This is a genomic window from Rhodoferax sp. GW821-FHT07F03 (genome assembly GCF_059418745.1).
Genome location: NZ_JBWKQM010000020.1, coordinates 1 through 17001, shown reverse-complemented (window position 1 = coordinate 17001; position 17001 = coordinate 1). Strand labels below are relative to the sequence as shown.

Annotated in this window: 14 protein-coding genes; 6 read left to right on the top strand and 8 right to left on the bottom strand. The window is 63.8% G+C overall.

Translation table 11 applies throughout. The annotated features are described in order from the left end of the window. Nucleotides 1-93: 93 nt before the first annotated feature. The gene (locus tag AC07R0_RS24310) at nucleotides 94-948 is read left to right on the top strand and encodes an amidohydrolase family protein (protein WP_495106814.1); all 855 of its coding nucleotides are present in this window, start codon (nucleotides 94-96) and stop codon (nucleotides 946-948) included. On the opposite strand, the gene AC07R0_RS24305 is transcribed toward AC07R0_RS24310, so the two are convergent. The 4 genes from AC07R0_RS24305 to AC07R0_RS24290 form a co-directional block, all read right to left on the bottom strand. Beyond that, nucleotides 945-1832, bottom strand: coding sequence for a VOC family protein (locus tag AC07R0_RS24305; RefSeq protein ID WP_495106813.1), 888 nt, complete (start codon nucleotides 1830-1832; stop codon nucleotides 945-947). The genes AC07R0_RS24310 and AC07R0_RS24305 overlap by 4 nt on opposite strands. 210 nt (nucleotides 1833-2042) lie before the next feature. Continuing rightward, nucleotides 2043-3092, bottom strand: coding sequence for a M48 family metallopeptidase (locus AC07R0_RS24300; RefSeq protein ID WP_495106812.1), 1050 nt, complete (start codon nucleotides 3090-3092; stop codon nucleotides 2043-2045). A 4-nt stretch (nucleotides 3093-3096) separates the two neighbouring features. Continuing rightward, on the bottom strand, nucleotides 3097-4275 hold the full coding sequence (locus AC07R0_RS24295) for a YjgN family protein (protein WP_495106811.1): 1179 nt from the start codon (nucleotides 4273-4275) through the stop codon (nucleotides 3097-3099). Between the two features lie 152 nt (nucleotides 4276-4427). Further along, nucleotides 4428-5006 carry a DinB family protein gene (locus AC07R0_RS24290; protein WP_495106810.1) on the bottom strand — a complete coding sequence of 193 codons (579 nt, stop codon included), beginning with the start codon at nucleotides 5004-5006 and terminating at the stop codon, nucleotides 4428-4430. A gap of 389 nt (nucleotides 5007-5395) precedes the next feature. Between AC07R0_RS24290 and AC07R0_RS24285 the strand changes: the two genes are divergently transcribed. Both AC07R0_RS24285 and AC07R0_RS24280 read left to right on the top strand, forming a co-directional pair. Beyond that, complete coding sequence (locus AC07R0_RS24285; protein WP_495106809.1) at nucleotides 5396-6337, top strand: TIGR01777 family oxidoreductase; 942 nt, start codon at nucleotides 5396-5398, stop codon at nucleotides 6335-6337. Between the two features lie 9 nt (nucleotides 6338-6346). Further along, nucleotides 6347-7018, top strand: coding sequence for a nucleoside/nucleotide kinase family protein (locus tag AC07R0_RS24280; RefSeq protein ID WP_495106808.1), 672 nt, complete (start codon nucleotides 6347-6349; stop codon nucleotides 7016-7018). Nucleotides 7019-7030: 12 nt separating this feature from the next. Here the strand turns inward: AC07R0_RS24280 and AC07R0_RS24275 are convergent, their stop codons facing one another. Beyond that, complete coding sequence (locus AC07R0_RS24275; protein ID WP_495106807.1) at nucleotides 7031-7678, bottom strand: choice-of-anchor R domain-containing protein; 648 nt, start codon at nucleotides 7676-7678, stop codon at nucleotides 7031-7033. Between the two features lie 32 nt (nucleotides 7679-7710). Then, nucleotides 7711-9918 (bottom strand): phosphocholine-specific phospholipase C, encoded by a 2208-nt coding sequence (locus tag AC07R0_RS24270; RefSeq protein WP_495106806.1) that lies wholly within the window; start codon nucleotides 9916-9918, stop codon nucleotides 7711-7713. 146 nt (nucleotides 9919-10064) lie between these two features. On the opposite strand from AC07R0_RS24270, the gene AC07R0_RS24265 reads away from it, so the two are divergent. From AC07R0_RS24265 to AC07R0_RS24255, 3 genes are all read left to right on the top strand, one after another. Further along, nucleotides 10065-10985 carry a GGDEF domain-containing protein gene (locus AC07R0_RS24265; protein ID WP_495106805.1) on the top strand — a complete coding sequence of 307 codons (921 nt, stop codon included), beginning with the start codon at nucleotides 10065-10067 and terminating at the stop codon, nucleotides 10983-10985. A 121-nt stretch (nucleotides 10986-11106) separates the two neighbouring features. Then, a complete protein-coding gene (locus tag AC07R0_RS24260; protein WP_495106804.1) occupies nucleotides 11107-12567 on the top strand; it encodes a cobyric acid synthase in 1461 nt (486 codons plus the stop codon). A gap of 90 nt (nucleotides 12568-12657) precedes the next feature. Then, nucleotides 12658-14952 (top strand): putative bifunctional diguanylate cyclase/phosphodiesterase, encoded by a 2295-nt coding sequence (locus tag AC07R0_RS24255; RefSeq protein ID WP_495106803.1) that lies wholly within the window; start codon nucleotides 12658-12660, stop codon nucleotides 14950-14952. On the opposite strand, the gene AC07R0_RS24250 is transcribed toward AC07R0_RS24255, so the two are convergent. Both AC07R0_RS24250 and AC07R0_RS24245 read right to left on the bottom strand, forming a co-directional pair. Continuing rightward, nucleotides 14945-15721: an ABC transporter ATP-binding protein gene (locus AC07R0_RS24250; protein WP_495106802.1), complete on the bottom strand. Its 777-nt coding sequence runs from the start codon at nucleotides 15719-15721 to the stop codon at nucleotides 14945-14947. The genes AC07R0_RS24255 and AC07R0_RS24250 overlap by 8 nt on opposite strands. An 18-nt stretch (nucleotides 15722-15739) precedes the next feature. Next, nucleotides 15740-16858: a succinylglutamate desuccinylase/aspartoacylase family protein gene (locus AC07R0_RS24245; protein WP_495106801.1), complete on the bottom strand. Its 1119-nt coding sequence runs from the start codon at nucleotides 16856-16858 to the stop codon at nucleotides 15740-15742. Nucleotides 16859-17001: the final 143 nt, after the last annotated feature.

The following is a 17001-nucleotide window of genomic DNA, read 5'->3' as shown; positions in this document are numbered from 1 at the left end:
ATGGTTCATTTTCAAAATAAAGGGTTTTCCCTTGGTTCTCTCCAAGCTCCCAGGCCAACCCCGCCACACACTGTCCGGTGAAGGAGATGACTTATGACTACAAGCCCCGCCAACCCGTTTGCCCAGCCCAAAGTGGACTGCCATGTGCATGTATTCGACCCGGCGCGCTTTCCCTTTCAGCCCGACACCGCCTACCGGCCGTCCGGCCAGGAGCTGGCCACGGCCGAGCAGTTGGACGCTGTGCTGGACGCGCACGGCGTGCAGCATGCGGTGCTGGTCGGTCCCAACTCCGGCTACGGCCTGGACAACCGTTGCCTGCTGGACGCGCTGGCCCGGGGCCAGGGACGCTATAAGGGCGTGGTGGTGGTGCGCAACGACGCCAGCCTGGGCGAGCTGCAAGACCTGCAGGCCCAGGGCGTGGTCGGCGTGGCCTTCAACCCGGCGTTGCTGGGGGTGGACTTCTACCAGGGCATAGGTCCCTTGCTGGAGCGCTTGCGCTCGCTCGGTCTGTGGGCCCAGGTGCAGGTGCAGCAGGACCAGCTGGTAGCGCTCAAGCCCATGCTGGTGGACAGCGGCGCGCGCCTACTGTTCGACCACTGCGGCCGGCCCAACCCGGCGGCGGGCGTGGGCCAGGCCGGATTTCAGGCCTTGCTGGGCCTAGCCGAAACGGGCCGCGCCTGCGTGAAGCTTTCCAGCCTGGTGAAAAGCTCGGGCCAGGCCTTTCCGCATGCGGACATGTGGCCGTTTGTGCAGGCGCTGCTGCAGGCCTATACGCCGCAGTTCCTGGTCTGGGCCTCGGACTGGCCGTTTCTGCGGGCCCCGGCGCGGGTGGACTACGGCCCCTTGTTGGCCCTGTTCGACAAGCTGGTGCCCGACGCGGCGGCGCGCCAGGCGCTGATGTGGGACACGCCCCGCCGCCTGTTCGGCTGGGACGCAAGCGCGGGTTAATTCGCGGCGGTGGGTGGCAGCCGCAAGGTGGCTTCCTCGTAGCCGCCTACAAAGTTGTCCGGGCCGTTGTCCAGGTTACGGTTTACCAGACGGCGCGCATACATGGGGTGGCGCATGCTGCGCACCTCGTGCTCCAGCGTGGCCAGCACCCGGCCGTTGTCCAGGTCAATGATGTCCTGGAAGCGGTACTGGCTCTGATCGCTTTCCTCCGTCACCAGGCCGCGCGCCAGTAGGCGGCGGTGCACCCCTGAAAAATCCGCCACGCTGACCTGCACATGGTGGCCGTCGTAGGGCGGCAGGGTGCGCGTGGTTTCGCGGAACACCAGGCTCTCGGCCAGACCGATGGGAATGCGCACAAAGTTGCCGTCCGCATCCGTGCCCAGCGTCGCCGGCGCGGCCAGCACCTCGGTGTAGAAGCGGGCAATGCCGGCCACCGTACCTGGTGCGCAGTCCACCTCCACATAGGGCATGCCCAGGCGCAGCGGGCCGAAGCGCGTCGGGTCCGGGGCGTGCACGCGGATGCGGTTGCCCCAGGGGCAGACCGTGTCCACCACATCGCCGTGCCGTTCAAAGCGGAACTGCGTGCCCTGCAGCAGCGGGGCCACGGCCTGCAGCCGCTGCACCAGGCTGTCCAGCTCCGGCAGCACCAGGCCGACTACGCCACGCAGCACCTCGGGCTTGCCCACCGGCAGATGGAACTGGCAGCTGCCTACGTTCATCCAGGCATTGCTGATGCCGGTGCGCTGGTAGGGGTCGCGGGTCAGGCCCAGGCCCATGGCGTAGAAGATGATGGCCTGCTGCTGGTTGGCCACGCGCACATTCACGTGGCCAAACTCGACGATATTGCCCACGTCTTCGGTGGCACGGTTGTAGGTAATGCTCATGGTGGGGCGCTTGGACGGAAGGACACACATTTTGGCAGTGTTTGCGTGCCGCCGTGTGGTCCGGGCTTTTATATGAAATGAGGCTCTGGCGTAGGTGCCAGCTACGCAAGAAGCTATGTTTTGTGTAGCGGTGGCTATGGCCTGGTGCTATGGATTCAGTAGCTGCTGGCGCAGGTATTTTCTGCGCCAGCGGCACTTTTCTTGTAAATGCTAAGGCCGTGGTCCGGCCTGCTGAAAGAAGCGTACGCGCTCGGCATCGGGTGGGTGGGACGCGAAGGCAATGCCCAGCCAGTTGTCTACATCGTCCTGGTCGGTTTCTTTGCCGTCGGCGCTTTTCTTCTGGTTGCGGGCGGCGGTCAGCTGGTCGAACAGGGTGACCATGCTGGCCGGCGGTATGCCTGCGGCTTGCAGCAAGCGGACGGCGGCAATGTCGGCCTCGTGCTCGGCGCTGCGCGAGTAGTGCGCCTGGCCCAGCAGGGCGGTGGTGCCCGCCAGCAGGCTGCTGAAGTCGCCCAGCAGCAGCGAGCCCACGGTGCCCAGGAGCGTGGTTTGCACCAGCATGCGCACGCCGTCGCGGTGCTGCAGATGGCCTAATTCGTGGCCCAGCACGGCGGTCAGCACATCGGTATCGCGGTTCACCAGATAGACCAGTTCGTCGGTCATGATGATGGTGCCGCCCGGCAGGGCCAGCGCGTTGGGGCCGATGCGGCTGGAGCGGAACACCAACTGCCATTCAGGCACATCCTCGGCCGGCAGATGGGCCACGGCCTGCGCAAATGCGGCTTGCACGCGCGCCTGCTCGGCCAGCGGCAATTGGCTGGGTCGCATCAGCTGCGTATCTATCGTGTGCAGCGTGACCTCGCCCAGGCCGATGTCCACACTGTGCGGTAGCACCAGCAGCGAAGCCTGCGCGGCCAGAGGTAGGCCCCAGACGTGCAGTGCGCCCAGCAACGCTAGTAGTGTGAGCAGGCTGGCGACTACGCCACGCCAGCTTTGCTGTAGGCGCACGGTCAGCGATTCGGTCAGGCCTTGTTGCCGGCTCCAGGCATCCCAGGCGGCGGAGTCGGCGCAGTGCAGTTCGCCGCCTTCGGCCAGTTGGGTGACGCGCATGCCGTGGCGGGTGCGCTCGGGCCAGCGCACGTCTGTCAGCGCAAGGCTGCGCTGGATGCCGTCGCCCTGGATGTGCAGCTTGCCATCGCCCACCAGCAACGTGACCGGGTGGGCGCGGGCGTGGATACCGTCAAAGTAGTCTGCCTGCATATGGCTACAGCCCGATGTCTATGCCCAGAAAGTCGCCCGCTGCATCGCCCACCGCCGCGCTGCCGCTGCCGACGCGCTGGCCCACCAGGGTGTCCGGCTCAATGCGGCTGGTGATGCTGGCGGCCTGCAGCCGCATGCGGGTCATGGCCACGGCCGCAAACGGCCAGTAAAACCCGAGGGTGATCAGCACCAGCAGCCAATTCTTCAGCGTGAGCCAGAACATGGGCTTGAAGCGTAGATCGCTGTGAAACTGCAGGTCGTTATTGCCGGTGTGGTTCCACACCAGGTTTTGCGAGCGGGCGACGGCATAGGGTTTGATGGCGATCAAGAGGCCTAGCATCACCAGTAAAGGTAACAGGCCTAACAAGGCAGCCTGGAGCGGGCCTTTGTTGAAGTGTGGCTTGGTGGCGAAGAACACCGCCACGCCGACCAATGGCAGTGCTAAGGCCGCCAGCATGCCCCAGCCAAACATCTTGCCGCCCAGCTTGTAGAAAGCACCAGCGGCAGCGCTGAAACGGGTTTGCAGTTGGGCCAGAGCGTAGTGCGCGTGCTGGTACTGCTTGAATTTCCAGAACGACCACGGGAACATCAGCAAGGTCAGCAGAGCCAGTCCCAACATGCTGAAACCTATCCATAAAGGTGGTTTATCGGAGTCTACTTCCGGCGCAAACACCGTCAAACCCAGGATCAATATGGTGGGTACATACAGCGGCAGCACAGCCCGGTAGGCATCTGGCATGTTCCCTTTGAACTGAAAGCGCAGGCCGCGCCAGCTGGTATTGGCCAGGCGGAACTGCAGCGAAGCCCGCAGCAGCGCGGGCATGACGGCCGCCAGCAGCAGCAGGGCTACCAGCCCGGCCACTTGCGAGAAGCGGCCAGCCACCGAATACAGGCCAAACAACACGGCCACGAGCAGTGTGCCCTTGAGCATCTTCTTGGGGTTGCCATGGAAGTCCAGCGCAGCACCGTCTACCAGGGTGTTGCCATAGAAGTAGCGCAGGCGGCGCACCTTGGCCCAGGGGTAGTACAGGCCCAGCGTGACCAGGGTGAGCAGCAGGTTGACGATCCAGATGCGCAGGTATTCGCTGCCGGAGCCGGTGAAGGCGATGCGCAGTTGGCGTGGTTCGGGCGCTGGCGGCAATGTGGAGTGGGGATCGAAGGACGGTTCGATGGTTGAGGTCATGGAGGATGCTTACGTTTGGATACGTTCAATGTAGCGTCGAAATGCCCACCCTTTACATTTCATTCATACAAATGAATGAGGTTCCAGCGCAGTAGCTGCCTGCGTAAGCTGCTATCAAAATTGGGTGGGTAGGCCTGCCGAAACTGGTTGGGCTAGACCAGGCTGATCAGGTCTGTATCGCCCACGTCCACACCTTGCTGCGACAGCAGGGTGGTGATCTGGCCACGGTGGTGGGTCTGGTGGTTGAAAAAATGCGTCAGGGCCTGCCACATCGGGTGTTGGCGCTGGGTGCCCGATGTGTTGCTGTAGCGCATGGTCCAGCCGGCCATGTCGGGCGGCGCGCTGGCCAGCCAGGCCTCGATGGCTGCGTCCAGCACCTCGCGCCGGGCCTGAAGCGTGGCCCAGTCGTCGTACAGCGGCTGGTTCAGCCGGTAGCCGGGCGGCAGGTGGATGGCGCCGCTCAGTGCGGGCCAAGCGGTGGCGTGGTCGGCGCCGCATTGCACAAAGCGCTGCAGCCAGACCTGGTCGCCCACCAGCACGTGGTTCAGCGTGCGGTGGATGGAGCCAAAGAATGCACCACTGTCTTGCTTGCGTGTGGCATCGCCCAGGCCGCCGCAGCAGGCGTACAGGCGTTGGTTGAACCAGCGGTTGTAGCGCGCCAAAAATCGGTAGTTGTCCATCATGCTGTTGTCCATGGAGGCATGGTGCCACACGCGGGGGGGTGTTTTCAACGCCAGTAGATGGCCGTCGGCCGGGTCTGCGCATGGGTCTGGCAGGCCGCGCCTATGCGGTGCTGGGCATCATCCGGGGTGGCTGGGGCGGCGGTTTGGAGGGACATGGGGCTAGTGTGGTGTTGCGCGCTATCTGGAACATTTAAAGCCGCGTCTTTTTACCCATGATGTCGTTGCAAATCAGCGCCATAGCGGAGCTATGGCTGTGGTTTGCGCCTAATCCTGGTCAAAAATCCATCGACTTTATTCATTCCATCAAGCACGCAACACCATACTAGGACTCTCGTGCAATCGGTGCGGCGCGCCACAATCGTCGCCAGTCCCTGTCCGTTCCCTTCTGGAGTTGTATGCCGACCACCCCGCACAGTTCCACACTTGGTGCCCCGCCTTTGCATATTCTGCTCACTGGTGGCACCGGCTTTCTTGGCCAGGCGCTGTGCCGAGCGCTGCTGCTGCAAGGCCATAGGCTCACACTGTGGGTACGCAGTGCCGAAAAGGCCGAGGCGCTGTTTGGCACGGCGGTGCGCCATGTGACCAGGCTGGCCGACGTGGCGCCGGACGATATGCCGGATGTGCTGCTGAACTTCTCGGGCGAGCCCATATTGGGCCCGCGCTGGTCGCCGCAGCGCAAGCAGCAGCTGCATGCCAGCCGCAGCGGTGTGACCCAGGCCCTGGTGGATTGGGTCGCGGCCTCGGCGCGCAAGCCGCGCCTGCTGCTGAGTGCTTCGGCCATTGGCTACTACGGCATACAGGCGCCGGGCGACGCGGCCGCGCTGGGCGAAGATGCGCCGCCTCAGCCTATCTTCATGTCCGAGCTATGCCAGCGCTGGGAGCACGCGGCCCAGGGCATGGCCACCCATGGTGTGGCCGTGGCCTGTGTGCGGCTGGGCGTGGTACTGGGCCTGAAGGGGGCACTGCCCGAGATGCTGCGCCCATTCCGCTTGGGGGTTGGCACGCGCATGGGCCGGGGTGACCAGGTACTGACCTGGGTGCATCTGGACGACGTGGTGGTTGGCGTGCTGCATCTGTTGGCCCAGCTCCACCAGTCGCCCCATACTCCCTACAGGCCGCCCAGCGGGGCCTACAACCTGACCGCACCTTACCCGGTGAGCCAGCAGGAATTCACCGACACCGTCTGCCGTGTATTGCACCGCCCGCTGGCGCTGCCCGTGCCTGCCGCGTTGTTGCAGCTGATGCTGGGCGAGCAAGCCAGTCTGTTGACCGAAGGCCAGCGTGTGGTGCCGCGGCGCCTGCTCGCAGACGGCTACCATTTCCGGTTTGAGCGCCTGGAAGCGGCGCTGCAAGATCTGGAACGCAAAAGAAAGATGTAAGCGAGATATATGGCGACTTTGGACAATGCACCCCCCGTACTCAACGACCCCGTGGATCAACTGCTGCAGATGCTGCGCGTGCCGGGGCCGCGCCGCCGCATCGTCGGTCTGGTGGGGCTGCCGGGCTCGGGCAAAAGTACCTTGGCCGACAAGCTGGTGGCGGCGGTGAATGCCGAGGCCGGTGCTGGCGCTGCAGTGGTCTTGGGCATGGATGGATTCCATCTGAGCCGGGCGGCCCTGGCGCGCATGCCCGACCCGGATGCGGCTCTGGCACGGCGTGGCTCACCCTGGACCTTTGACCCGGCCGGCCTGGCCGACCGCTTGCGCGCCGTGCTTAACGCGGCTGACGATGCATCCCCTGTGCCCTGGCCCGGTTTCGAGCACAGCGTGGGCGACCCGGTGGAAGGCGCGGTGCAGATAGGCCCGGCTGTACGCCTGGTGTTGGTGGAAGGCCTGTACCTGCTGCACCGCGACCATGGCTGGAACCTGGACGGTCTGCTGGATACCTGCTGGTACCTGGATGTGCCCATGGATGTGGCCCTGCAGCGACTGGTGGCGCGCCACCAGGCAGCCTGGGGTTTCAGCGTGGCCCAGGCGCAGCACCGGGTGGCGCAGAACGACCAGTTGAACGCCGAGATCGTGCTGCAGACCCGCGCGCGGGCCGACGCGCTGGTGGCCTAACTAAAGCCAGGCTCAGGCCCGGCGGCGCACCACGACCAGCCCGACCAAGCCTAGGCCGATCAGGGCCAGCGAGCCGGGCTCTGGTAGCTCGACCGCCATCTGGTAGGGGCCGAAACCGGCCAGCGCAGCCGTGTCGTTGGGGCTGACGCCAAACGCCGCGCTGTAAGAAGATTCACCAGCCACGCCGAGTCCGGACAGGTCGGACGAATACGACCACTGCACCGCATTCGGATCGGCTGCCGCAATCTCGATCCAGTAGGTGGTGTTGGCCGCCAGGCTGTAGCCGGATGCCAGCGAGAAGCGGTAGGACTCAAACCCGCTGGATGAGATGCCGGCGCTGGACAGGCTGCCAAAAGTTGCCAGCAGGCTGCCCGGCGCACCGCTGTTGCTGGACAGCAGGCTGACCTGCAGATTGGAGCTCAGGTCCGGGCCCAGGTTCATCAACAGCGCCTGGATGCTGTTCAGCGTGCCGCCATAGGTGCCGGTGCTGAACGAGTTGGCCAGCGGGCCGGTGCCGTACACCGCGTCAGAGCCGCTTTGTACGGCGTCAATGTTGTTGTAGACCACGCTGGCTTGTGCGGGCACGGCCATGGCGATGCACAGGCAGGTGCCAGCCGACAGGGCCGCCTGGCGGAAAGACATTTTCAATTTGGAAAACATGGAGGTTCCTGACATCAAGAGGGTTTGGGGGCTCAGAGCAGCGGGTCGCTAACGCCGTGCTTGCCGGTTTCCACATGGCCGGCGCATTGGCAGACAAAGCTGGCGTCGGTGCTGGCCGTCACCACCAGGTCGTACCAGCGCGCGCTGGTTTGCAGCGTCCAGTCCGAGCGGAAGCTTGCGCCGGGGGCTACCGTCTGGTGCGAGGCGTTGTTCATGTATTTGTCAGTCACAGTGACGCTGGTGGGCGCGGTGCCGATATTGGTCACCACCAGCGAAATGCCGCCGGCGACGGTGTCGTACACGGTCTGTACGGTCAGCTTGGCTGCCGATGCGCCTGTGCTGCCCGCGAATTTGCGGAGGAAGCCATTCGGGCCGTACACCGACAGGTCGTAGGCGCTGGTGCCCGCGGCGGGCGTCCAGGTGTCGGCCAGGCTCTTGCCAGCTTCCACCGTATAGCTCCAGGGGCCGGTGCTGCCGCCGGCCACGGTGCCGTTGGCGGTGCGCACATGGAACCAGGCGCCGGCACTGCCGGTGTTGCTGAAGCTGATGCCGAAGCTCTGGCCCGCCGCATTCGCCACGCCCAGGGCCTGCAGCTGGTAGGGCAGGGCACGGGCCAGGCGGGCGCCGGGCTCTTGCGCCGGCATGGTTTGGTTGGCGGGTGGCGTGACGGCCAGGTTGGGGTAGGTCTTGCCGCTGGTGACGTCGGAGGCGGGTGGCACATAGGCGGCGGTGCTGGGCAGGCGCGAGGCGGTGGCGCTGGCGATCGAGAAGTCCAGCGTCGAGCTCAGGTCGCCGCAGACGGTACGGCGCCAGGGCGAGATATTCGGCTCCATCACGCCAAAGCGTTTTTCGATGAATTGCACGATGGAGGTGTGGTCGAACACCTGGGAGTTGACCCAGCCGCCCTTGCTCCAGGGCGACACCACCAGCATGGGGACCCGTGCGCCCAGGCCGTAGGGGCCGGCGGGGTAGCTGGCCGTGCCGTTGCCGGGGTAGATTTCATTCACGGTGCTGACGGTGGATTTGCCCTGCGCGGCCGTCATGGGCGGGGTGGGCGGCACTACGTGGTCGAAGAAGCCGTCGTTCTCGTCGTAGCAGATGATCAGCACGGTGCTGGCCCAGACGGCGGGGTTGGCGGTCAGCGCGGCCAGCACATTGTTCACGTACCAGGCGCCGTAGTTGGTGGGCCAGTTGGGGTGCTCGGTATAGGCCTCGGGTGCGGCAATCCAGGACACCTGGGGCAGGGTGTTGTTCAGAACATCGCTGCGCAACTGGTCGAACAGGCCTCCGTTGTTGAAGGCGCCGTTGTTGTAGATGTTGGTGCCGCTGCGGGCGCGGTCATACAGGGGCTGGCCGGGTGTGGAGTTCTGGTACTGGGTGAAGTACAGCAGCGAGTTGTCACCATAGTTGCCAATGTAGGGCTGGCCCGTCCAGCCCCAGTAGCCTTCGGCGGTGAGGCCCACGCCGATGTCCTGGTAGATCTTCCAGCTGACGCCGGCGTTTTGCAGGCGCTCGGGGTAGGTGCGCCAGTTGTAGCCGGCTTCGGCATTGGTGACCACCGGGCCGTAGGGCGGCACGCCATTGCCATTGCTGGCCAGGGCCACGTTGCCGGGGGTGTTGCCGGTGGCGTTGCCGTCGGGCGTCTGTGTGCCGTTCTGGCCGGCCCAGCCTGTCCACAGGTAGTAGCGGTTCGGGTCGGTGGATGCCATGATCGAGCAGTGGTAGGAGTCGCACACGGTGAAGGCATCGGCCAGCGAGAAGTAGTAGGGGATGTCCGAGCGCTGCAGGTAGCTCATGGTCTTGCTGGTCTTGTTCGGAATCCACTTGTCGTAGAGGCCGTTGTTCCAGGCGCCGTGGGCGTCTTTCCAGGAGTGCGCCAGGTCGGCCAGAAACGCCATACCCAGGTCGGCGCCTGCGGGGCGGAAGGGCAGCAGCGTGGCTGGGGTTTGCGTCACGCCCGCCGAATTCACATTAGGCTGTTGGAACACCGAGTTGCCAGAGCCGTAGAGGCGCACGGCGCGCGGGTCGTTGAAGCCGCGCACGCCACGCAGCGTGCCGAAGTAGTGGTCGAAAGAGCGGTTTTCCTGCATCAGCACGACGATGTGCTGCACGTCCTGGATGGTGCCGGTGACCGCGTTGGCGGGAATCGCCAGGGCCTGCTTGATGGCATCAGGGAAGACGGTGGACAGGCCGACGCCGGCCGCACCTCGCAACAGGGAACGACGGTCTATGGAAGTCATGGGGATATCCTTCTTTGAGGGGCCTGGTGGAACGTTTGCCAAGCGAGAAGCATCTTCCGCCGCAGGTGTGACATCTGCATGTCAGCCTTCGCCTCAGGGGCCGGATTCACCGCTCTTTTCACCCGCGTGTCTGTATGATGGTTCGCATGCTGCACCTTGCTTGCACCGACCCGATCGCGCAACAGCTGCTGATGGCGTATGCCGATTCGCCATTGCTGGTTGCGCTATTGGATGCGGACGACCAGTTGCGCTTTGCGAACCCCGCATTCCGCAGCGCCTATGGCCTGGATGACGGCGAGCTGCTCAGCTGGTCCGCGCTGATGCGCCGTAACCATGCGCAGCGCAAGGGCGCTTACATAGAGACCCACGACATCGAAACCTGGTTGGCCACCATCCGTTCACGCCGTGGCAAGCTGCCGTTTCGTGCCTTCGAGGCCGATCTGTGCGATGGCCGCTGGATCTGGATGACCGAGACCTTGCGCGCCGATGGCTGGATGCTGTGTGTAGCGTCCGACATCACCGTGCTGAAAAGCGGCGAGCGCAGCATGCGCCAGCAGCGCGATGTGGCCTTGCGTGCCGCGCAGACAGACGGGATGACCGGCATCAGTAACCGCGCGCACATCATGGATCTGCTGCGTGACTCCATCGACGAGCGGCAGCACCGCGCTGCGCCGTGCGGCGTGGTATTGCTGGACCTGGACCATTTCAAGCGCGTCAACGACAGTTATGGCCACCCGGCGGGCGATGCCGTGCTGAAGGACTTTGCCCATACGGTGCAGCGCTCGTTGCGGCGCGACGATGGTTTTGGCCGTTTGGGGGGTGAGGAGTTTCTGCTGCTGTTTCGCGGCATGTCACCCAAGAACCTGGGCAGCGTGGTGTCGGTTTTGTTGAATGTGGTGCGCCAGCGCCATCCGCTGCCAGCGCACCCGGAATTTGGCTACACCTGCTCGGCCGGCATGACCGAGCTGCGACTGGGCGACGATGTGCGCAGTGTCTACAAGCGCGTTGATGAAGCCCTATACCAGGCCAAGGGTGCCGGCCGGGATCGTAGCATGTGGGCTATTTAGGTTGCTATTTAATTGATAGCTTCTGGCGCAGATAGAATCTGCGCTGGAGCCATTTTTTATTCATAACATGGGTGCGCGGTTCGCACCGTTTGCAGCCACCCCCAATGAAGTATTTCTGCGCATGAGCCTCGCCGTCTGCACCATGGTGCTGGGCACCACCAGCGGGGCCGGTAAAAGCTGGCTGACCACCGCGCTGTGCCGCTACTACGCCCGCCAGGGGCTGAAGGTCGCACCCTTCAAAGCGCAGAACATGAGCAATAACGCGCGTGTTGTTGCACAGGGGGAAATTGGTAGCGCCCAGTACTTCCAGGCGCTGGCGGCCAGAATTCAGCCCGATGTGCGGATGAACCCGCTGCTGCTCAAGCCCGAGCGGGATACCCACAGCCAGGTCGTACTGCTGGGCCAGGTCAGCCCTGAGTTGAGCGGCCTGGACTGGCGCAGCCGCAGCGCCAAGGTCTGGCCGGTGGTGGCCCAGGCGCTGGATGCATTGCGCGCCGAAAACGATGTGGTGGTGATCGAGGGTGCAGGCTCTCCTGCCGAAATCAACCTGTACGACAGCGACATCGTCAATATGCGGGTGGCCCGCCATGCGGATGCGCGCTGCCTGCTAGTCACAGACATCGACCGTGGCGGTGCCTTTGCCCATTTGTATGGCACCTGGGCCCTGCTGCCCGAGGCGGACCGCAAGCTGCTGCGCGGTTTTGTGCTGAACAAGTTCCGCGGCGATGCGCGGCTGCTGGCGCCGGGGCCACAGCAGTTGCAGGCTTTGACCGGCGTGCCGCTGGTGGCCACGCTGCCCATGTGGTGGCAGCACGGCCTGCCCGAGGAAGATGGTGTGTTTGATGACCGCAGCCGCAGCAATGGCACGGTGACGCGCACCATCGCCGTCGTGGCCTATCCGCGCATCAGCAACCTGGACGAATTCCAGCCCTTGAAGAACGTGCCCGGCGTACGCCTGGTGTGGGCCCGCAGCCCGGCTGAGCTGGCAGGTGCCGACTGGGTCATCTTGCCCGGCTCCAAGCACACCAGTGGCGACCTGGCCTGGCTGCGCCAGCAAGGGCTGGACTCGGCGGTGGCGGCCCATGCCGCGCGGGGTGGGGCCGTGCTAGGCATTTGCGGCGGACTGCAGATGCTGGGCGAGGCCTTGATAGACACCCACGGCATAGACGGCAATGCGCCCGGCCTGGGTCTGCTGCCTTTGGTCACGCAGTTTGAAGAGCGCAAGACGGTGCAGCACCGGCAGAGCCGCTTTGCAGAACGTATGGCTGGCCCCTGGGCCGCCTTGGCCGGGGTGCCCGTGGCAGGCTATGAAATCCACCACGGACAAACGCTGCAGCACAGCGCCATGGCCCAGGCCGGCGATATCGCCCACGCCGTGCTGCCCGACGGCCTGGGTTGGCAGAACGCCGCCGGCAATGTGTTGGGCTTGTATCTGCATGGCATGCTGGAGGACCCGGCGGTGCTGCGGACCCTGTTTGGTGCCAGCGTGCCCACGCTGGACGCGGTGTTTGACGGTCTTGCCGACTATTTGGAGCCACATTTCGAGCCGGGTTTTCTACAATCGCTGGTCGCCAAGCCCTGATTACACTGAGATATGCAATTTCAGCATCTTGGCCCATATGTTTGGGCCCATATACAGGCGTGGCGTGATGCGTCTCTGTCTCCCGAGCTGGTGGCGGCTTACCGCGGACGCCAGTTCCGGGCCGTACTGCGGCGCATTCCCTTCAGCAGCGTGGGCAATATTTCCACCGCCGTGGCGCTGCTCCTGGCCTATTGGCACCAGGCCGACCACGCAACGTTGCTGGGCTGGGCCGCGCTGGTGATTTTGCTAGGGACGTCCAATCTGCTGCTGTGGTGGCGCCACCAGTCGGTGCCGGAAGCGACGGTCGTGTCCATGGCCAAAGGCTGGTGGTTTGCCATCGGCATCGCCGCCGCGGCTGTGCTTTTCGCCTGGATCATCTGGTATTTGTTTGACCTGGGCGATGCTGACGGGCGGCTGTTACTGGTGGGCACCGTGACCTCCTTTATTGGTACCGGTAGCTGGATGTTTGCCTACCTGCCCTGGGTGGCCATGGCTTGGACGCTGATTTTGTGTGTAGGCACTGGCCTGGCTTTCGCCGGGCGGCCCGAACCTGCATACAGCTATATGACAGGCCTGCTGATTCTTTACGGCTTTGTGATGGCCGCCACTATCCTTGTCACCTGGCGCATGTTCCGCGACGGCCTGAAGGCTGAAACTGAAATCGAACGGCAAAAACAGTTGGTAGGTTTGCTGTTGAACGACTTCGAGGAAAACGCCAGCGATTGGCTGTGGGAAACAGACTCCAATGGCCGACTGCGCCATGTGTCCGTGCGCCTGGCCGCCGCCATGGGTGTGGCGCCTGCTCTGCTGCATGGGCGCAACCTGGTCGAGATGTTGTCGACCCAGTTTCCTCAACTGCGTGACGAAGAGCAGGCTATGTTTTTGCACTTGCAGGCTTGCATGGCCCAGGACACGCCTTTCCGTCAAGTGGTGGTGCCCGTATTGGTCGGAGAGCAACTGCAGTGGTGGTCCCTGACCGCCAAGCCTTTGCTGGGTCCTACGGGGCTGCTGCAGGGCTGGCGCGGTGTGGGCTCGGACATCACAGCAGCTCGTTTGCGTGAGATGGAAATGGTGCGCCTAGCCCACCAGGATGCGCTGACGGGCTTGGCCAACCGCCTGCAGTTTGGCAATGCGCTGGAGGCTTATTTTTCCCCTCAGGGCTGTCGGGCTGCCTGTACCTTGTTGTTGTTCGACTTGGACAACTTCAAAACCGTGAATGACTCTCTGGGCCATGCCGTGGGTGATCAGCTGTTGCAGGAGGTGGCCAGGCGCCTGAAGGCCGAGGTCGGGCCACGCGAGCTACTGGCGCGCCTGGGTGGTGACGAGTTTGCGCTGATCGTACCGGGCCTGCTGCCGCGCGCGCAAGCCCAGGCCTATGGTGAAAGGCTGCAGGCTGCGTTGGGCCAGGCGTGGTCGGTGAACAGCCACCGCATCGAGGTGCGTGCCAGCATCGGCATAGGGTTTTCGCCGCAGGATGCGCACAGTGCGGAGCAGCTGCTGAAGGTTTGCGACATGGCTTTGTATGCGGCCAAAGCGGCCGGCCGCCACACCCTGTGCTTCTTTGAGCCGGCCATGGATGCGCGTGCACAGCAGAAGCTGAATATTTTGAGTGATCTGGGCAACGGCCTGGAGCGTGGCGAGTTTGTGCTGCATTACCAGCCACAGATCGATCTATTGAGCGGCACTCTGGTGGGGTTTGAGGCCCTGGTGCGCTGGCACCATCCCCAGCGGGGACTGGTGTCGCCGCTGGAGTTCATTCCGGCAGCGGAGGAGAGCGGCTTGATCGTGCCCCTGGGTACCTGGGTGTTGCGCCAGGCCTGCGTGGATGCTATGCATTGGCCGCACCCACTGCGGGTGGCGGTGAATTTGTCGGCTGTACAGCTGGCGAATGCCGATGTGCTGTCCATGGTGGACGAGGCTTTGCTATACAGCGGCTTGCCCGGCAATCGGTTGGAGCTGGAGATCACCGAGTCCACCTTGATGCAGGACAGCCAGACTGCGCAGGCCATTTTGCATAACTTCCGGCGCAAGGGTATACGTATCGCACTGGACGATTTTGGAACCGGGTATTCCTCGCTGTCTTATCTGCGCAGTTTCCCTCTGGACAAGCTGAAGATTGACCGCTCGTTTGTCAGTATTCTGGATGCGGCCGAGAGCGATGCCAGCGCGGTGGCCATTGTGCAGACCATCATTGCACTGGCCCAGGCTTTGGCACTTGAAACCACGGCGGAAGGCGTAGAGACTCCGGCCCAGCGCAGCATTCTGGAGCGCATAGGCTGTAGCCAAGGCCAGGGCTATCTTTTTGCCAAACCCATGGGGGCCGAGCAGGTGGGGTCTTTCGTCACCCTGTGGGCGACGAACAAGCCGTTTGCCTTCGTTATTTGAGGCTGCCCGACAAGAACTGCTGCAGCCGCTCGCTTTTGGGTTGGCCCAGCACCTCGCGCGGCACGCCTTGCTCTTCGATCTGGCCCTTGTGCAGAAAGATCAGGTGGTTGGCCACCTCGCGGGCAAAGCCCATCTCGTGCGTCACCACCACCATGGTGCGGCCTTCCAGCGCCAGCTTCTGCATCACCTTCAGCACCTCGGACACCAGCTCCGGGTCCAGCGCGCTGGTGGGTTCGTCGAACAGCATCACTTCGGGCTCAATCGCCAGGGAGCGCGCAATCGCCACCCGCTGCTGCTGGCCGCCACTCATGTGCGCCGGGTAGCTGTCTTCCTTGTTCTGCAGGTCCACCAGCTTCAGGTACTTGCGGGCGCGCTCAATGGCTTCATCCTTGGGCACACCCAGCACATGCACCGGCGCTTCGATGATGTTCTGCAGCACTGTCATATGCGCCCACAGGTTGAAATGCTGGAACACCATGGCAAGCCGGGTGCGCATGCGCTGCAGCTGCTTGGCTTCAGAAGCCACCAGCTCACCGTGCTTGTCGGCCACCAGCTTCAGCTCCTCACCGGCGACGATGATGCGGCCCGCATTGGGCTTCTCCAGCAGGTTCATGCAGCGCAGAAAGGTGCTCTTGCCGGAGCCGGAGCTGCCGATGATGCTGATCACATCGCCGGCGCGGGCTTCCAGTGAGACGCCTTTGAGCACTTCGTTGGAGCCGAACTTCTTGTGGATGTCTATGGCCTGGAGTTTCAGGGGTTGGGTGGTCATAAGCGGTATTCAGAAAAATTAGGCACCCAGCAGATTGCCGGTACGGAAGGGGACAGCACCTGCAATATTGGCCAGGTCGTCGCCCGGCGTGGCGTAGCGCTCGTTGGTACGTGCATACATGACGCCAGGTACCTCGGCGCGTAGGGCGTGCACGGTGTTGCCAATAGGGTCTATGACTTCGCACACCAGGTCGCCCAGCGCCAAGCGGTCGCCAGGCTTGGCTGCAAACACCAGTACGCCGGGCACGGGTGATTTGATGAACTGGGCACCGGCCAGCGGTGTGGCCGCGCAGGCCAGAGCGGGCAGGGCAGGCTTGGTGCCGCCAATCACATCCAGATACTGCAGATACGCAAAGATGGCATCGGCATCGGCCTGGGCCCAGGCGTGGCCAACCTCGGCTTCACCGCGCAGCTCTACCGTAGTGCTGCAGCAAGCTTGCGGAATCGGATAGGCATTGCCCAGCTTGTCGGCCAGTTGCCACCACAGCCCGGACATGCACTCGTCAAAAGACAGGCCGCCAGAGTTCTTGGCCAATAGAACGGCCTGGGTGCCTAGCAGGCGGGCCAGCGGCTCCAAGGTGGGCCAGCAAGGCACCTCGGCGTACATGTGCATGATGGCTTCGCAGTCGCAGTGCAGGTCCAGCACCACATCGGCATCAAAGGCCATGCTGGTCAGAATTTTGCGCTGGCTTGCAAGCTCGGTTTCGGGTACCCAGTTTTGCAGATACTGGCCGGCAGCCTGGCGTATGGCGCGTACATTGTGCGCGGCATCGGAGCCGAGCTTGTCTTGTACCAGCGGCAATACGGCAGCGCAGAAGTCGGGGTAGTGGCGGTTGAAATTTTCCGAGGTATTCAGCTCGAAGCGGCCCATGGGCTTGTGGTCCAGCCGTTGGGCCAGTCCCATGGGGTTGGCCACCGGTACCAGAATGATCTCGCCCCGGATCTGGCCTTGCGCTTCGGCCTGCTCTAGCAAGCGGCGCAAGTGGTAGGCCGCCAGCATGCCGGGCAGCTCCTCGGCATGCAGGCTGGCCTGGATATACACCTTGGGCCGGGCTCCCGGCGTGCCAAAGTGGAAGCTCGTCAGGGTTTTCTGGCTACCCAGGCTTTGGGTGCGCAGGAGGTGGTCTTGGCGTTGCATCAGTGTCTACGGGGTGCCAGATAGGCCAGAAACTTGCGTTCAGCCGCGCGGAAAGCCGCAATCAGTGCAAAGGTACCGACCAGGTACAGCGCCGCAGCAAACAGATAGGCCTCGAACGGCAGGTAAAAGTCGGAATAGATGCG